The sequence below is a fragment of the Micrococcus sp. GPGPB33 genome, assembly GCF_037853785.1.
Lineage (GTDB): Bacteria > Actinomycetota > Actinomycetes > Actinomycetales > Micrococcaceae > Micrococcus > Micrococcus luteus.
Genome location: NZ_JAQMWO010000002.1, coordinates 2,071,949 through 2,088,433 on the forward strand (window position 1 = coordinate 2,071,949; position 16,485 = coordinate 2,088,433).

A 16,485-nucleotide genomic window follows, 5' to 3' on the forward strand; every position below is an offset into this window, starting at 1 on the left:
CGCGTGGCGTCGGAAGATGAGACGGAGGACTCAGCCGAGGACGAGGCCGCGGTCGTCCGGGTCCACGGGGTGCGGCAGTCGGGACCAGCGCTCGAGCGACTCGTCGACCTCCTGCGCGCACGCACGCCCCTCGGCGATGGCCCAGACCACCAGGGAGGCGCCGCGCCCGGCGTCGCCGCACGCGAACACGCCCGGCTCGTCGGTCTCGTACCCGTCCTTCCGGGCCACGAGCCCGCGTGTCACGTGCACGCCGAGCTGCTGCGTGAGCAGCCCCTCCTCGATGCCGGTGAAGCCCAGCGCCAGCAGCACCAGGTCTGCCTGGACCTCGCGCTCGGTGCCCGCCTTGGGCCCGCGCGTGCCGTCCTCGCGGTACTCGGTCTCCGCCACGCGCAGGGCGCGCACGCGGCCGTGCTCGTCGCCGAGGAACTCGACCGTGGAGGCAAGGTGCGCGCGGGCGCCGCCCTCGGCGTCGGCCGTGGTCTGCTGGTGGACCTTGGGGATCGTGGGCCACGGCTGGTGGACGGGGCGCTCGACCGGCAGCTGCTGGCCGATCGCCAGCGTCGTCACGGACGCCGCCCCCTGGCGGTGCGCGGTGCCGATGCAGTCCGCGCCCGTGTCGCCGCCGCCGAGGATCACCACGTGGCGCCCCTCGGCGGAGATCTGGTCCGGGACCTCGTCGCCGGCGACCGCGCGGTTGGACTGCACGAGGTAGTCCATGGCGAGGTGGATCCCGTCGAGGCCGCGGCCGGGGACGGGCAGCTCGCGGGCCACGGGGGCGCCGGTCGCCACGATCACGGCGTCGAAGCGGGCCTTGAGCTGGTCCCAGGGCAGGTCGACGCCGATCTCCACGCCGGTGCGGAACCGGGTGCCCTCGGCCTCCATCTGCGCCAGGCGCCGGTCCAGGACGTCCTTCTCCAGCTTGAAGTCCGGGATGCCCAGCCGCAGCAGGCCGCCGAGGCGCTCGTCGCGCTCGTAGACCACCACGGTGAAGCCGGCGCGGGTGAGCTGCTGCGCCGCGGCCAGTCCCGCCGGGCCCGAGCCGACGACGGCCACGGTGTGGCCGTTCAGGCGGGCCGGCACGACCGGCTCGAGCCAGTCGTTGTCGAAGATCTGCTCCGCGATCGCCACCTCGGTCTGCTTGATGGTGACCGCGGGCTGGTTGATGCCCAGGGTGCAGGAGTCCTCGCACGGGGCGGGGCAGATCCGCCCGGTGACCTCGGGGAAGTTGTTGGTCGAGTGCAGTCGCGCGGCGGCCTCGTCCCAGCGTCTCCGCCGGACCAGGTCGTTCCACTCCGGGATGAGGTTGCCCAGCGGGCACCCGGAGTGGCAGAACGGGATGCCGCAGTCCATGCACCGGCCGGCCTGGGTGCGCACGATCGCCTCGTCCTGGCGGACGTACACGTCCTTGAAGTCCATGATGCGCACCGGCACCGGACGCGTGGGGCGCTCGACGCGCTCCCGGTTCTTCAGGAATCCGCGCGGATCAGCCACGGGTCACCTCCAGCAGTCGGTCCCAGACGGCCTCCCCGTCCGGGTCGAGTCCCTCGGCCGTCGCGGCCTGACGGGTGCGCAGCACGAGGTCGTACTGCCGGGGCAGGACGGTCGTGAAGCGGTCCCACGCGGCGTCGGCGGCGTCCCCGCCGGCCCGCAGGTCGGCGAGCAGCGCGGCGGCGACGGCGGAGCCCGTCTCCGCGCGGTGCAGCTCCAGCAGCTCGGCGATCCGCAGCCGGTCCTGCGCGGACGGCGCCTCGAGGATCAGGGCGTCCTCGCGGACGGCGAGTGGGTTCAGGTCCTCCCGGTCCAGGTCCAGCACCCAGGCCCGCCCGCCGGACATGCCGGCGGCGAGGTTGCGGCCGGTCTCGCCGAGGATCAGCGCCTCACCGCCGGTCATGTACTCCAGGCCGTGGTCGCCGATGCCCTCGGCCACCGCGGTGGCGCCGGAGTTGCGCACGAGGAACCGCTCCCCCACGCGGCCGCGCAGGAACAGCTGGCCCGAGGTGGCGCCGTAGCCGATCACGTTGCCGGCCACGGTGTTCTCCTCGGCCACGAACGGGGCCTCGGCGTCGGGGCGGACGATCACGCGTCCCCCCGACAGGCCCTTGCCGACGTAGTCGTTGGCGTCGCCCGAGAGCCGCAGGGTGACGCCGGCGGGCAGGAAGGCGCCGAGGGACTGGCCGGCCTCGCCCGTCAGGCGCACGGTGATCGTGTCGTCGTCCAGCTCGTCGGCGAGCCGCGTGCTCGTGACGTGGTAGCCCAGCAGCGTGCCCACGGACCGGTCCGTGTTCACGACGGCCTCGTCCATCACGACGGGCGTGCCCGTCGTGAGCGTGTCCCCCAGCCGGGCGATGAACCGGTGGTCGATGTGGGAGGCGAGGTCGTGGTCCTGCTCGGTGGTGCGGCGCATGGGCGCGTCCTCGTGGCCCGGACGCCGGCCGACGGAGGGGTCCGCGAGGATGCCCGAGAGGTCCAGGCCCTCGGACTTCCAGTGGTGCAGGGCCGCGTCCACGTCGAGCAGCTCGCGGTGGCCGATCGCCTCGTCGAGCGTGCGGAAGCCCAGCTGCGAGAGCAGCTCGCGGACCTCCTGCGCGATGAACTCGAAGAAGTTGACGACGAACTCGGGCTTGCCCGTGAAGCGCGCGCGCAGCTCGGGGTTCTGGGTGGCCACGCCCACGGGGCACGTGTCCAGGTGGCACACGCGCATCATGATGCAGCCGGAGACCACGAGCGGGGCGGTCGCGAAGCCGAACTCCTCGGCCCCGAGCAGTGCGGCGATCACGACGTCCCGGCCGGTCTTGAGCTGCCCGTCCACCTGGACGGTGACGCGCTCGCGCAGGCCGTTGAGCATGAGCGTCTGCTGCGCCTCGGCCAGGCCGATCTCCCACGGGGTGCCCGCGTGCTTGAGGGAGTTCAGCGGGGAGGCGCCCGTTCCGCCGTCGTGGCCGGAGATGAGCACGACGTCGGCGCGCGCCTTGGCGACGCCCGCGGCCACCGTGCCCACGCCGGACTCGGAGACGAGCTTGACGTGGACCCGCGCGGTCGGGTTGGCCCGCTTGAGGTCGTGGATCAGCTGCGCCAGGTCCTCGATCGAGTAGATGTCGTGGTGCGGCGGCGGCGACACCAGGGAGACGCCCGGGGTCGAGTGCCGCGTGCGGGCGACCCACGGGTACACCTTGGTCCCCATCAGCTGGCCGCCCTCGCCGGGTTTGGCGCCCTGGGCCATCTTGATCTGCAGGTCGGTCGCGGTGGCCAGGTACAGGCTGGTGACGCCGAACCGGCCCGAGGCGATCTGCTTGATCTTCGAGCGGCGCTCCGGGTCCAGCAGGCGCTCGGGGTCCTCGCCGCCCTCGCCCGAGTTCGAGCGGGCGCCGAGGCGGTTCATGGCGATCGCGAGGGTCTCGTGCGCCTCCTGCGAGATGGAGCCGTAGGACATCGCGCCGGTGGAGAAGCGGCGCACGATCGACTCGACGGGCTCCACCTCGGAGACGGGCACCGGCGGCCGCTCGCCCGTGCGCAGGCGCATGAGCCCGCGCAGGGTCATGAGCTCCTCCGCCTGGTCGTCCACGCGACGCGTGTAGTCCTTGAAGACGTCGTAGCGCCGCTCCCGCGTGGAGTGCTGGAGGCGGAACACGGTCTCGGGGTTGAACAGGTGCGGCGCGCCCTCGCGCCGCCACTGGTACTCGCCGCCCACCTCGAGCTCGCGGTACGGGTTGATGTCGTTGCCGTCCGGCGGATACGCGAACTCGTGGCGCGCCTGGATCTCGGCGGCGACGACGTCGATGCCCACGCCGTCGAGCGGGCTCGTGGTGCCCACGAAGTAGCGGTCCACGAAGCGCCGGGACAGGCCGAGCGCCTCGAACGTCTGGGCGCCGGTGTAGGAGGCGACCGTGGAGATGCCCATTTTGGACATGATCTTCTGGACGCCCTTGCCGAGCGCCTTGATCAGGTTCGCCACGGCCTGCTCGGCGGTGACGCCCGAGACCTCTCCCGTGCGCACGAGCTCCTCGGCGGACTCCATGGCCAGGTACGGGTTGACCGCGGAGGCCCCGTAGCCGAGCAGGACGGCCACATGGTGGACCTCGCGCACGTCGCCCGCCTCGACGATCAGCGAGCTCTTGGTGCGGTTGGCCGAGGCCAGCAGGTGGTGGTGCACGGCGGAGGTCAGCAGCAGGGACGGGATCGGCGCCCACTGGGCGGTGGCGCCGCGGTCGGACAGCACCACGTACTCCACGCCGCGGTTGACGGCGGCCGAGACCTGCTCGCAGATCGCCTTCAGCTGGGCGCGGAGCTCCTCGACGCCTCCGGCCACCCGGTACACGCCGTTCACCTTGAGGGTCAGGCGGGTGCCGTCGGCGTCGCGCAGGTGCTGGATGCGGGCCAGCTGGTCGTTGTCGATCACGGGGAACGGGACGTCGACCTGGCGGGTGCGCACCTGCTCGAGGGAGAGCACGTTGCCCTGCGGGCCGATCGCGGTGCGCATCGAGGTCACCTGCTCCTCGCGGATCGCGTCGAGCGGCGGGTTCGTCACCTGGGCGAAGGACTGCACGAAGTAGTCGAAGAGCAGCCGGGGCCGCTTGGCGAGGACGGCGATGGGCGTGTCCGTGCCCATCGCACCGAGCGGCTCGGCGCCCGTCTGGGCCATCGGCCCGACGAGGATGCGCAGCTCCTCCGAGGTGTACCCGAAGATGCGCTGACGCTGCAGGATCGACTCGGAGGTGTGGCGGACGTGCTCGCGCTCGGGGAGCGACTCCAGGTCCAGGAGGTTCTGGCGCACCCAGTCCTCCCACGGCTGGGCGGAGGCGACCTCGGCCTTGATCTCGTCGTCGCCGATGATCCGGCCCTGCTCGGTGTCCACGAGGAACATGCGCCCCGGGGCCACGCGCCCCTTGCGCACCACCGCCGAGGGCTCGATCGGCACGACGCCGACCTCGGAGGCCAGGACGACGAGGCCGTCGTCGGTGACCCACCAGCGGGCGGGGCGCAGGCCGTTGCGGTCCAGCACGGCGCCCACCTGGGTGCCGTCGGAGAAGGCGACGGCGGCCGGTCCGTCCCAGGGCTCCATGAGCATGGAGTGGTACTGGTAGAAGGCGCGGCGGGCCGGGTCCATGGTCGCGTGGTTCTCCCACGCCTCCGGGATCATCATCATGATCGCCTGGGTGAGCGGGCGCCCGGAGAGCATGAGCAGCTCCGCGACCTCGTCGAAGGAGGCCGAGTCCGAGCCGATGGGGCTGATCAGCGGGAACAGGTCCTCGGGGACCTCGCCGAGCATCGGGTGCTTGAGCTGGCCCTGACGGGCGCGCATCCAGTTGCGGTTGCCCTTGACCGTGTTGATCTCGCCGTTGTGCGCGATGGTGCGGAACGGCTGGGCCAGCGGCCACGAGGGGAAGGTGTTGGTGGAGAACCGCGAGTGGACCACGCCCAGCCGGGTGGTGAACCGCTCGTCGGAGAGGTCCGGGTAGAACGGCTCCAGCTGGGCCGTCGTCAGCATGCCCTTGTAGACGATCGTCTGGGACGAGAGCGAGGGGAAATAGACGCCGGCGCGGGACTGGGCGCGGCGGCGCACCCGCCACGCCCGCACGTCCAGCGACTGCCCCGGCTCGGTGCCGTCCTGACCGTCCGCCAGGGACAGGAACAGCTGCTCGAACGCGGGCATGGCCGCCCGGGAGCCGACGCCCAGGGCCGAGGGGTCGGTGGGCACCTCGCGCCACGCCAGGACCTGCAGCCCCTCCTCCTCGGCCAGCCGCTCGACGGCCTCCTTCGCCTCGGCGCGCTCGCCGTCGACGGGCGGCAGGAAGGCGGTGCCGGCGACGTACTCGCCCACGGGGGGCAGCTCGGCGTCGACGACGGCACGGAACAGCTCGTCGGGGATCTGGGTCAGCAGGCCGGCGCCGTCGCCGGTGCCCTCGTCGGCGCCCACCGCCCCGCGGTGCTCGAGCGCGCGCAGGGCGGTCAGCGCGTGCTGGACGATGTCGTGGCCCGGGGTGCCCCGCAGGGTGGCGATGACGGCGAGGCCGCAGTTCTCGGTCTCCCGGGACGGGTCGTAGAGGCCCTGGGCGGCGGGGACGTCCGCATAGCGGACGAAGGGATCCACCGGTCCCCCCGCGCGGGGGGCCGAGGCGGGCGAGGATGCCACGGGCATGGTGCCGTCCTTTCCGGAGAGCAGGGGCTCGGACGGGGACGGCGCTGGCCCCGACGCTCGGGGCCGACGGCCCCGAGGTGGAAGAGACGCTACCGGGCGCGACGTCCCACTGTGCGGAACCGGACGTTCTGTGACACGCCGAATGTCCACCATGTGGGACACCGGGGCCCCGGGCGCCCCTCGCGGGCGCGCCGGGGAGCGGGTCAGCGCCGGACGGCGTCGTCCTCCGCCGCGCCCACGGCGTGGGACCCGGAGCGGCCCGCGGCGACGGCGGCGCCGTCGTCGCCCTCGGGGGCGTGTCCGGCGCGCCACACGCTCTGGTGGGCGTGGGGGCCGGCGGCCGCGCCGCGATGGCGCAGCAGGATCCCGACGATGAACGCGAGGGCGATGACGAACACCAGCAGGGACGTCCACACGTTGAGCCGCTGGGTGACGCCGAAGAGCGTGACCATCTCGGCGTCGTCGATGCGCAGCATCTCGATCCACGTGCGGCCCGCGGTGTACCAGGCGACGTAGGACCACAGCATGAGGCCGTGGCGCAGGTGCAGCGCGCGGTCCACGAGGAGCAGCAGCGCGACCCCGGCCAGGTTCCACAGGCACTCGTAGAGGAACGTGGGGTGGAACAGCGTGTCCGGGGCGTAGCCGGCCGGGAAGTTCGGGCTGGCCGGGTCGACCTCGAGCCCCCAGGGCAGGGTCGTCGGGCCGCCGAAGAGCTCCTGGTTGAACCAGTTGCCCCACCGGCCGATGGCCTGGGCCAGCAGGATGCCCGGCGCGACGACGTCGCCGAAGGCCGTCAGCCGCAGCCCGTAGCGGCGGCACGCGATCCACGCGCCCACGGCGCCGAGGGCGATCGCGCCCCAGATGCCCAGTCCACCGTTCCACACGTACAGGATCTGGATCGGGTCGCCCGTGCCGTCGAAGCCGGGCCCGAAGTACCGGTCCGGTGAGGAGAACACGTGGTAGAGCCGACCGCCCACGAAGCCGAACGGGATGGCCCACAGGGCGATGTCGAGCACACGGTCCTCGGGGCCGCCGCGGGCGCGCCACCGACGCTCGGCGAGCCACAGCGCCAGGACGATGCCCAGGATGATGCACAGCGCGTACGCGTGGATCTTCACCGGGCCCAGCTGGAACCCGTCCCACCCGGGGGCGGGGAAGGCGGCGAGCGGGGCCAGGGCGGCGGTCACCCTCAGCCCTCTCGGACCGTGCCGGCGGCGAGCTCGCGGGTCAGCGTGCCCACGGCCTGCGGCCCGCCGTCCGTCAGCGCGCGCACCAGGGCCGTGCCGACGATCGCGCCGTCGGCGTAGGCGCCGATCTCGCGGACGTGCGCCGCCTGGGAGACGCCGAGGCCGACGCACACGTGCTCCGCCCCGGCATCCTGAGCCCGGCGGACCACGGTCTCGGCGACGGTGGACACCGCGTCGCGGGTGCCGGTGACGCCCATGACCGACACGGCGTACACGAAGCCGCGGGAGGAGTCGACGGTGAGGCGCACCCGCTCGTCCGTGGACGAGGGCGCGGTGAGGAACACGCGGTCCAGGCCGTGACGGTCCGAGGCCTCCATCCAGGCGCCGGCCTCCTCGGGCACGAGGTCAGGGGTGACGAGACCGGCGCCCCCGGCCTCCGCGAGGCGGCGCGCGAACTCGTCGACGCCCATGCGGTCCACGAGGTTCCAGTAGGTCATCACCAGCACCGCGGCGTCGGTGCGCTGGGTCACCCGTCGGATGATGTCGAAGACGTCGGCCACGCGGAAACCCGCCTGCAGCGCCGTCTGGGTCGCGGCCTGGATCACGGGGCCGTCCATCACGGGGTCCGTGTAGGGCAGGCCCAGCTCGATGACGTCGGCGCCGTTCTCCGCGGCGGCGACGACGGCCTCGACGCACTCGTCCACGGACGGGTAGCCGGCCGGCAGGAAGGCGACGAGGCCGGTGCGGCCGGCCGCCTTCGCGGCGTCCAGGGCCGCGGCGGTCTTGGAGTGCACGGTCATGCCGGTCACTGCTCCTCTCCGGGGGTCATCTCCTCGAGCGGGTCCTTCTCCTCCGCGGCCGTGCCGAGGCCGAACCAGGCCGCCGCCGTGGCGACGTCCTTGTCCCCGCGGCCGGAGAGGTTCACGATGATGATCCGCTCCTCCCCCTCCGGGGCGTCCGGCCCCACGAGGCCCTCGTCCGCCCAGCGGCGGGCCAGGCGCAGCGCACCGGCCAGGGCGTGGGCCGACTCGATGGCGGGCGTGATGCCCTCGGTGCGCGTGAGCCGGAGGAAGGCGTCCATGCACTCGGTGTCCGAGACCGGCTCGTAGACGGCGCGGCCCGTGTCGTGCAGGAAGGCGTGCTCCGGGCCGACGGCCGGGTAGTCCAGGCCGGCGGAGATCGAGTGGGAGTCGATCGTCTGCCCGTCCTCGTCCTGCATCAGGTACGTGCGGGCGCCGTGCAGCACGCCGGTGCGTCCGAGCGTGATGGACGCGGCGTGGCGACCGGTCTCGAGGCCCTCGCCCCCGGCCTCGAAGCCGTAGAGCTCCACCTCAGGGTCGTCGAGGAAGCCGTGGAACAGGCCCATCGCGTTGGACCCGCCGCCCACGCACGCCGCGACGGCGTCCGGCAGGCGGCCGGCCTGCGCCAGGATCTGCTCGCGGGCCTCTTCGCCGATCACGGAGTGGAAGTAGCGCACCATGGCGGGGAACGGGTGCGGGCCCGTGACCGTGCCCATCAGGTAATGCGTGTTGTCCACGGAGGCGACCCAGTCCCGCAGGGCCTCATTGATCGCGTCCTTCAGGGTGCGGGCGCCGATCGCCACGGGCACCACCTCGGCGCCGAGCATCTGCATGCGCGCCACGTTCAGGGCCTGGCGGCGGGTGTCCTCCTCCCCCATGTACACGGTGCACTCCATGCCGAACAGCGCGGCCGCCGTCGCCGTGGCCACGCCGTGCTGGCCGGCGCCGGTCTCCGCGATCAGACGCGTCTTGCCCATGCGACGGGCGAGCAGCGCCTGGCCGATCACGTTGTTGATCTTGTGCGAGCCGGTGTGGTTGAGGTCCTCGCGCTTGAGGAAGATGCGCACCCCGGGGGTGTCCGCGGCGAACCGCGGCACCTCGCTCAGCAGGGAGGGCCGGTTCACGTAGTCCCGGAACAGGGTCCGCAGCTCGGCCTCGAAGGCGGGGTCCTGCCGCGCCTGCTCGTAGGTGCGGGTGAGCTCCTGCAGCGCGGCCATGAGGGACTCGGGCATCCACTGCCCGCCGTAGTCGCCGAAGTAGGGTCCGGCCTGACCCTGATAGGGCCCCTCGAACTCGATCGCGGGCTCGGTGCTCGGACGGTCGGCGCTCATGGCGACCACGCTCCTCGGGTCTGGTTCGGTCAGCGGACGGTGAGGGACGCGGCGCGGAACGCGCGCAGCGCCTCCTCGGGGGCGCCGTGGCGCACGAGGGCCTCGCCCACGAGCACGACGTCGGCGCCCGCGGCGGCGTAGGCCTTGATCTGCTCCTCGGACTCGACGCCCGACTCGGCGACCCGGACGACGTCCTCGGGCAGCCCGTCGGCCAGCGCTGCGTAGCGGGCCGGGTCGACGTCCAGGGTCTTGAGGTTGCGCACGTTGACGCCGAGGATGCGGGCGCCGGCGGCGACGCCGCGCTCGATCTCCTCGGGCGTGTGGGCCTCCACGAGGGCGTGCATGCCCAGGGACTCGGTGAGCTGCAGGAAGCCGGCCAGCTCGGCGTCGTCGAGGGCGGCCACGATCAGCAGGACCAGGTCGGCCCCGTGGGCGCGGGCCTCGTGGATCTGGTACTCGGTGACGGTGAAGTCCTTGCGCAGGACCGGCAGATCGACGGCGGCGCGCACGGCGTCCAGGTCGGCCAGGCTGCCGCCGAAGCGGCGGGCCTCGGTGAGCACGGAGACGGCGCTGGCGCCGCCGCGCTCGTACGCGCGGGCCAGGGTGGCCGGCTCGGGGATCTCGGCGAGCGCGCCCTTGGAGGGGCTCGCCCGCTTCACCTCGGAGATCACCCGGATCCCCGCGGGGTCGGTGCGTCCGCCGTGCAGGGCCGCGTGGGCGTCACGCGGCGCGGGGGCGGCGGCCACCAGCTCGGCCAGGCGCGCCTCGGGCAGGGCACGGCGACGTGGCTCGAGGTCCTCGCGGACGCCGTCGATGATCTCCTGGAGGACGGACACGCGGATCAGTGACCGTGCTGGCCGCGCCCCGCGCCGGCCTTGCCGGCGACGATGCCCACGACGACGCCCACGGCCATCAGGGCGAGCCCGATCCACACGACGACGCTCCAGTCGGCGAGCAGGCCGACGCAGCCGGCCACGAAGCCGACGAGCACGAGCGCCACCATGGCCCACGCGCCGGGCGAGTTGCCGTGGCCCGGCAGCTCGAGGTGGGTCGGGTCGTTGAGCACCAGGCCGTCCTCGGTGACGACGACGTCCTCGACGGCGCCGCGGCGGGCGGCGCGACGGGTGGTGGGCTCGGTGTGCGCGGTGTTCGCGGTGTGGCTCATGGCTGTCCCTCACTGGTGCGTGGTGTACATGACGACTGTCCCTCATTGTGCCATGCGGGCACGGGACCGGGCCCGCGTGACCCGGGACGACCCGGGCGGTGCGGGGCGGTCCGAGAGACGGGCGCTCACGTGGGGTCGTTGCCGCGGGACAGCTCGTCCCACGCGTCCATCTGGTCCACGCGCCGGCGCTGGGCCGCCTCGCGGGCGGACTGCGCGGGCTGCTCCCCGGCGGCGGCCGGGCCGGGCTCGGAGGCCGCAGGCGCCTTCTCGTAGCGCCGGGACGAACGCCAGCCACGGCCCGCCAGTGCCGCCACGACGCCGCACAGCGCCGCGAGCACGCCGCCGGCCGCCGCGACCCACGGCCACGCCGTCACGGCGTAGTCCTGCGCGAGCGCAGTGGTCCCGGTCGCGTCGGCGACCGCGGCGGCCGCCGTCGTCGCCGGATCCAGGGCGGCGGTGACCGAGGTCGAGGCGATCACGACCCCAGCCAGCGCCATGAGCACGCCGACGATCACGGCGCCGAGGCGCCGGGCGGTGGTCAGGGCGAGGGCACCGGCCATCACGACCAGGGCCATGGCGGTGGCGACGGGCGCGGCGGCGCCGCCCGACGTCGTCGCCTCGGAGGCGATCCCGCCGGACAGGCCCGTGGCGGTCACCCAGGTGCGGCCCGCCGTGAGCAGCACGAGCCCGCCGGCGGCCAGCGCGGCGAGGACCACGGTGCGGCGGCGCATCACGCCTGCCCCAGCTCGCCCGCGGTCAGCACGGACCGCAGCGGCGCCGTCGCCTTGGTGACGGTCTCGGCGGTCTCGGCGTCGGGATCGGAGTCGGCGACGATGCCGGCGCCGGCCTGCACGTGCGCCTGGCCGCGGTGCAGCGTGGCCGAGCGGATGTTGATCGCCATGTCCATGTTGCCCGCCAGGTCGAAGTAGCCGACGACGCCGCCGTAGGGCCCGCGCTCGGTCGGCTCCCACTCGTCCAGCAGCTGCAGGGCGCGGGGCTTCGGGGCGCCGGACAGCGTGCCGGCGGGGAAGGCGGCGCGGAGGACGTCGAGCGCGTCGACATCGTCGCGCATGCGGCCCTCCACGTGGGAGACCAGGTGGAGGATGTGGCTGAACGCCTCGAGCTCCATGAACTGGGTGACCTCGACGGTGCCGGGGCGGCACACGCGCGAGAGGTCGTTGCGGGAGAGGTCCACGAGCATGAGGTGTTCGGCCCGCTCCTTCTCGTCCTCCAGCAGGTCCTTGCCGAGGAGGCGGTCGTCCTCCGCGGTGGCCCCGCGCCGCCGTGAGCCGGCGATCGGATGGGTGACCACGCGGCGGTCCCGCACGGTGACGAGCGCCTCGGGCGAGGAGCCCACGATCTCGTACGGCTCCCCGTCCGGGGTCTCGAAGGAGAAGAGGTACATGTAGGGGCTCGGGTTCACCATGCGCAGGACGCGGTACACGTCCAGACCGGTGGCGTCCGTGGTGACCGAGAGGCGGCGGGAGACGACGGCCTGGAACACCTCGCCGTCGCGGATCGCCCGCTGGGCCTTCCCGACGGCCTCCCGGAAGCCTTCGGCGCCCCACCGGTCCTCGGCCTGGGCGGCGACCTCGTCCGCGTCCGCCTCGAGCCAGCGGCGCGGGACGTCGCTGACCGGGTCCGCGGCCGGGGCGGTCAGGCGCTCGACCATGGCGTCCAGACGGGCGAGCGCGTCGTCGTAGGCGCGGTCCGCGCCGGTGGCCAGGCCGTTGCCGTTCACCGCGTTGGCGATCAGCGTCACGGTGCCGTCCAGGGCGTCGTGCACGGCCAGGTCGGTGACGAGGTTCATCGCGAGGTCGGGCAGGCCGAGGTGGTCCTCGGGCGGGTGCGGCAGGCGCTCCCACGCGCGGACCGTGTTCCACCCCAGGAAGCCGGCCATGCCGGAGACGAGATGCGGCAGGACGCCTCCGACCTCGGCGCGCACGTCCGTGCTCAGCAGGCGCAGGCACGCCGCGAGCACGTCCAGGGCGCGGCCCTGCGTGGGCAGCCCCTCGGGCGGGGTGCCCTGCCAGTGCGCCTCGCCGTCCCGCGAGGTCAGGGTGACGGCGGAGCCGGCCCCGATGAAGCTGTACCGGGACCACGCCGCGCCCGGGGTGGCGGACTCCATCAGGAAGGTGCCGGGGCGGGAGCCGGCCAGGCGCCGATGGATCGCCAGCGGCGTGAGGCCGTCCGCCAGCACCGTGCGGACCACGGGGATCACGCGGGCGGTGTCCGCCAGACGCAGGAACTCCGCACGGGAGGGAGTGGTGGCGGCGGTCATCGGGCGGCCTCCTCAGGGTCGACGGCGGCCGGCGGCATGACGAGCTCGCGGCCGGTGAAGCAGGTGCGGGTGCCCGTGTGGCAGGCGGGGCCGGTCTGGTCCACGGTGAGCAGCAGGGTGTCGCCGTCGCAGTCCGCGTGGACCGCGCGCACCCGCTGCAGGTGGCCCGAGGTCTCCCCCTTGCGCCACAGCTCGCCGCGCGAGCGGGACCAGTAGGTGGCCCAGCCGGTCTCGAGCGTCGCGCGCAGGGACTCCGCGTTCATCCACGCCATCATGAGCACCTCGCCGGTGCCCTCCTGCTGGGCGATGGCGGGCACCAGGCCCCGGTCGTCGAAGGTCACGGAGGCCACGAGGTCGTCGGGCGGGGAGATGCTCATGGAGGTCCAGTCTAGGGAGCCGGAGCGGGGCGTGGCCGCCGGGGTCAGCGGACGGTGTGCCCCGCCTGCCGCAGGGCGTCCTTGACGCGGGCGAGCATGTCGTCCGGGCCGAAGTGGAACAGGGAGGCGGCGAGCACCGCGTCCGCACCGGCCGCGACGGCGGGTGGGAAGTGCTCGGGCTCGCCGGCGCCGCCGGAGGCGATCAGCGGCACGCGCGTCACGGCGCGCACGTCCCGGATCATCTCCAGGTCGAAGCCCTCGCGCGTGCCGTCCGCGTCGATCGAGTTGAGCAGGATCTCCCCCACCCCGCGCTCGGAGGCCTCCCGGCACCAGGCGACGGTGTCGATGCCGGTGCCCCGGCGGCCGCCGTGGGTGGTGACCTCATAGCCGGAAGCGCATCCCGGGTCCTCCGTGCGCCGGGCGTCGAGGGAGAGCACGAGGACCTGGGACCCGAAGCGCCGGGTGATCTCCGTGATCACCTCGGGCCGGGCCACGGCCGCGGTGTTGACGGAGACCTTGTCCGCCCCCGTGCGCAGCAGCCGGTCCACGTCCTCGACGGTGCGCACGCCGCCGCCCACGGTCAGCGGGATGAAGACCTCCTCTGCCGTGCGGGTCACGACGTCGTAGGTCGTGGCGCGGTCCGAGGTGGAGGCGGTGACGTCGAGGAACGTGATCTCGTCGGCGCCCGCGGCGTTGTAGCGGCGAGCGAGCTCGACCGGGTCGCCCGCGTCCCTCAGGTTCTCGAAGTTCACGCCCTTGACCACGCGCCCGGCGTCCACGTCCAGGCAGGGGATGACACGCACGGCGAGGCTCACGTCGGCTCCTTCGTCTCGGGGGGCTCGGGCGGGACGGCGCGGGCCGTCAGAGGCGGATCGCGTGGATCGCGGAGATCAGGATGCCGCGGGCGCCCAGGGCGTACAGCTCGTCCATGACGCGGTTGGCGTCCGGCTTGCGGACCATGGAGCGCACGGCGACCATCGTCTCGTCCCGCAGCGGGGAGACCGTCGGTGACTCCAGCCCCGGGGTGACCGCGGTGGCCGCCTCCAGCAGGTCACGACGGATGTCGTAGTCGATCATGACCCAGCGGCGGGCCACGAGCACGCCCTTGAGGCGGCGCAGCAGCACGTCGAGGCCCTCGGGGCGCTCCCCCGCGCGGCCGATCAGCACGGCCTCCGAGTCGAGGATGGGCTCGCCGAAGACCTCCATGCCGGCGGCGCGCAGGGTGCTGCCGGTCTCCACGACGTCGGCGATCGCGTCCGCCACGCCGAGCTTGACGGAGGACTCCACGGCGCCGTCGAGGTGCACCACCGTGGCGTCCAGGCCGGTGCGGGCCAGGTAGTCGGAGAGCAGGCCGTCGTAGCTCGTGGCGATGCGCTTGCCGGCGAGCTGCTCGGCGGAGGTGAAGGAGCCGACGGGGGCGGCGAGACGGAACACGGAGCGGCCGAAGCCGAGCGCCATGATCTCCTCGGCGGTGTCCCCCACCTGCGCGTCGCAGAACAGGTCGCGGCCGGTCAGGCCGACGTCGAGGGTGCCCTGGCCGACGTAGACGGCGATGTCCCGGGGACGCAGGTAGAAGAACTCGACGTTGTTCTCGGGGTCCACGAGGACGAGCTCGCGGGAGTCCCGGCGTTGCCGGTAGCCGGCCTCGGTCAGGATCTCGCGGGCGGACTCGGACAGGGCGCCCTTGTTGGGCACGGCGATGCGCAGCACGCGTCGGTCTCCTCGGGGTGCGGTGGGGCGGGCGGGGAACGGGGCCGGCGGCCTCAGAGGTGGCGGTAGACGTCCTCGAGGCTGATGCCGCGGGCGATCATCATGGTCTGCACGTGGTACAGCAGCTGCGAGATCTCCTCGGCGGCGGCCTCATCCGACTCGTACTCGGCGGCCATCCAGACCTCGGCCGCCTCCTCGACGACCTTCTTGCCGATCGCATGGACGCCGGCGTCGATCTGGGCCACGGTGCCGGAGCCCTCGGGGCGCTCCTGCACCTTGCGCGTCAGTTCCGCGTACAGCTCGTCGAAGGTCTTCACGGGACCACCCTAGCGACCCTGCCCCTCCAGCCCAGACCGGAGTCGGTCATTGTGACGTACGGGACGGCGGGGTCTTCGCCACGCGCTGCACCTACGGGCCCACGTGGGACGTGCCGGCCGCTCAGCGTCCTCCCCCTCCCATGTCTGCACGTTCCTTCACTCCCATCGGGGCACGCGCGCGAGGCGGCCGTGGACGTGGGGATGACGGGCTGAACGTGCCCGTCCGGTCCGCACGCATGGCCCGGGCGACCTCCGACAGGTGGGCACGACACGCTCGTTTCTGACCCCAGCGACGACACCGCTCCTTGCACACCTGAGACACCACCAGGTCGATCACTGCCCCGAACCCCGCCCGGGCCCACCGCACCAGATCTCTTCCGCGACGCACACATCCATCTCGTCGACTGTCCACGCGTCCGGGCCTCGGGTCCAGGCCCTGGAGGTCACCGGCGGGCGGCGCGGCCGCGCCCACGTCGCCGACGGAGAACAGGAATGATGCGGCGAGAGGATCTGGGGGTAGCCGTCGTGGCCCTCCTCCCCTTCCCGGACGAGGAGCAGAGCCCCGCGCTCGGACCCGCGAACTGGAGCATGACCCACCACGATGAAGGCGACCCATCCCGTCCCGCACACCGAGTGAGCGCCCGGTTGCAGCGAGCGCAGAAGATCCTCTCCCGCTGGCGGGTGGCCACGGGCAATGCGGTGGAAGGCATGGAATGGGAGCGGGATCCCGGTGATGCGCAGCTCGTGGAGATGGCTCGGCTGCCCAGCAGTGCCGAGCTGCCCAGCGCTGGAGCCTGGCTTCCGGGGCTGGAGATCCTCATGGGCCTTCGTCGCAGACCTGGTGCCGGGCCCCCTCAACCACCGGCTCGCCACGTGCTCGTTCTATCGGGAGAAGGCTTCGGCGCCCGTCCCCTCGGCGCGTCGCCATGCTCGCCCTGACGTGAGCCGACGTTCGTGGGTGCGGGGCGTCGGCCGACTCCCACGGGGGTGGCCTCACACGCACCCGACGGTCTGTCCCACCACGTCTCAAACCCTCCGACACTTCTGTCCAACAGCTCGGTTTGGGACCGTTTCTGACGTGATGCTCTCGTGGGCGGACGGGGCGTGTAAAGGGGTATACCCGGCTGGACATCCTGGCGGGCAGATGCCCGATGTCGGCGGCGAGGCCACACCCCACCTTG

Annotated in this window: 13 protein-coding genes; all 13 read right to left on the reverse strand. The window is 73.3% G+C overall.

Going from position 1 to position 16,485, the window contains the following annotated elements; all coding sequences use genetic code 11:
* Positions 1-30 precede the first annotated feature (30 nt).
* Positions 31-1,491, reverse strand: a complete 1,461-nt coding sequence (locus POD19_RS09810; RefSeq protein WP_020624213.1) for a glutamate synthase subunit beta — start codon at positions 1,489-1,491, stop codon at positions 31-33.
* Positions 1,484-6,136 carry a glutamate synthase large subunit gene (gltB, locus tag POD19_RS09815; RefSeq protein WP_049147614.1) on the reverse strand — a complete coding sequence of 1,551 codons (4,653 nt, stop codon included), beginning with the start codon at positions 6,134-6,136 and terminating at the stop codon, positions 1,484-1,486. The genes POD19_RS09810 and gltB overlap by 8 nt, the downstream gene beginning before the upstream one ends.
* Positions 6,137-6,339: 203 nt before the next feature.
* Positions 6,340-7,323 (reverse strand): prolipoprotein diacylglyceryl transferase, encoded by a 984-nt coding sequence (gene lgt, locus POD19_RS09820; RefSeq protein WP_010078757.1) that lies wholly within the window; start codon positions 7,321-7,323, stop codon positions 6,340-6,342.
* Between the two features lie 2 nt (positions 7,324-7,325).
* Positions 7,326-8,132 carry a tryptophan synthase subunit alpha gene (gene trpA / locus POD19_RS09825; protein ID WP_073116851.1) on the reverse strand — a complete coding sequence of 269 codons (807 nt, stop codon included), beginning with the start codon at positions 8,130-8,132 and terminating at the stop codon, positions 7,326-7,328.
* Positions 8,129-9,454, reverse strand: a complete 1,326-nt coding sequence (gene trpB / locus POD19_RS09830; RefSeq protein WP_122054299.1) for a tryptophan synthase subunit beta — start codon at positions 9,452-9,454, stop codon at positions 8,129-8,131. The genes trpA and trpB overlap by 4 nt, the downstream gene beginning before the upstream one ends.
* Before the next feature lie 29 nt (positions 9,455-9,483).
* Complete coding sequence (gene trpC / locus POD19_RS09835) at positions 9,484-10,290, reverse strand: indole-3-glycerol phosphate synthase TrpC (protein WP_049146874.1); 807 nt, start codon at positions 10,288-10,290, stop codon at positions 9,484-9,486.
* A 5-nt stretch (positions 10,291-10,295) separates the two neighbouring features.
* Positions 10,296-10,619: an HGxxPAAW family protein gene (locus tag POD19_RS09840; protein ID WP_010078761.1), complete on the reverse strand. Its 324-nt coding sequence runs from the start codon at positions 10,617-10,619 to the stop codon at positions 10,296-10,298.
* A gap of 125 nt (positions 10,620-10,744) precedes the next feature.
* Positions 10,745-11,350 carry a Trp biosynthesis-associated membrane protein gene (locus POD19_RS09845; RefSeq protein ID WP_044658968.1) on the reverse strand — a complete coding sequence of 202 codons (606 nt, stop codon included), beginning with the start codon at positions 11,348-11,350 and terminating at the stop codon, positions 10,745-10,747.
* Positions 11,350-12,900 (reverse strand): chorismate-binding protein, encoded by a 1,551-nt coding sequence (locus POD19_RS09850; protein WP_049146872.1) that lies wholly within the window; start codon positions 12,898-12,900, stop codon positions 11,350-11,352. Before POD19_RS09850 ends, POD19_RS09845 begins: the two co-directional genes overlap by 1 nt.
* A complete protein-coding gene (gene hisI, locus POD19_RS09855; RefSeq protein ID WP_010078764.1) occupies positions 12,897-13,277 on the reverse strand; it encodes a phosphoribosyl-AMP cyclohydrolase in 381 nt (126 codons plus the stop codon). Before hisI ends, POD19_RS09850 begins: the two co-directional genes overlap by 4 nt.
* A gap of 44 nt (positions 13,278-13,321) precedes the next feature.
* Positions 13,322-14,092 (reverse strand): imidazole glycerol phosphate synthase subunit HisF, encoded by a 771-nt coding sequence (hisF, locus tag POD19_RS09860; RefSeq protein ID WP_049146869.1) that lies wholly within the window; start codon positions 14,090-14,092, stop codon positions 13,322-13,324.
* Between the two features lie 46 nt (positions 14,093-14,138).
* Entirely contained in the window at positions 14,139-14,987 is an 849-nt protein-coding gene (gene hisG / locus POD19_RS09865; RefSeq protein WP_036315380.1) for an ATP phosphoribosyltransferase, read from the reverse strand.
* A gap of 53 nt (positions 14,988-15,040) precedes the next feature.
* Complete coding sequence (locus tag POD19_RS09870) at positions 15,041-15,304, reverse strand: phosphoribosyl-ATP diphosphatase (RefSeq protein WP_010078767.1); 264 nt, start codon at positions 15,302-15,304, stop codon at positions 15,041-15,043.
* Between the last annotated feature and the right edge of the window lie 1,181 nt (positions 15,305-16,485).

Coding starts and splice junctions, on each gene's coding strand:
- gltB (WP_049147614.1), bottom strand. CDS start 6,136: ATGCCCGTGGCATCCTCGCCCGCCTCGGCCCCCCGCGCGGGGGGACCG.
- trpB (WP_122054299.1), bottom strand. CDS start 9,454: ATGAGCGCCGACCGTCCGAGCACCGAGCCCGCGATCGAGTTCGAGGGG.
- POD19_RS09840 (WP_010078761.1), bottom strand. CDS start 10,619: ATGAGCCACACCGCGAACACCGCGCACACCGAGCCCACCACCCGTCGC.
- POD19_RS09845 (WP_044658968.1), bottom strand. CDS start 11,350: ATGCGCCGCCGCACCGTGGTCCTCGCCGCGCTGGCCGCCGGCGGGCTC.
- POD19_RS09850 (WP_049146872.1), bottom strand. CDS start 12,900: ATGACCGCCGCCACCACTCCCTCCCGTGCGGAGTTCCTGCGTCTGGCG.
- hisI (WP_010078764.1), bottom strand. CDS start 13,277: ATGAGCATCTCCCCGCCCGACGACCTCGTGGCCTCCGTGACCTTCGAC.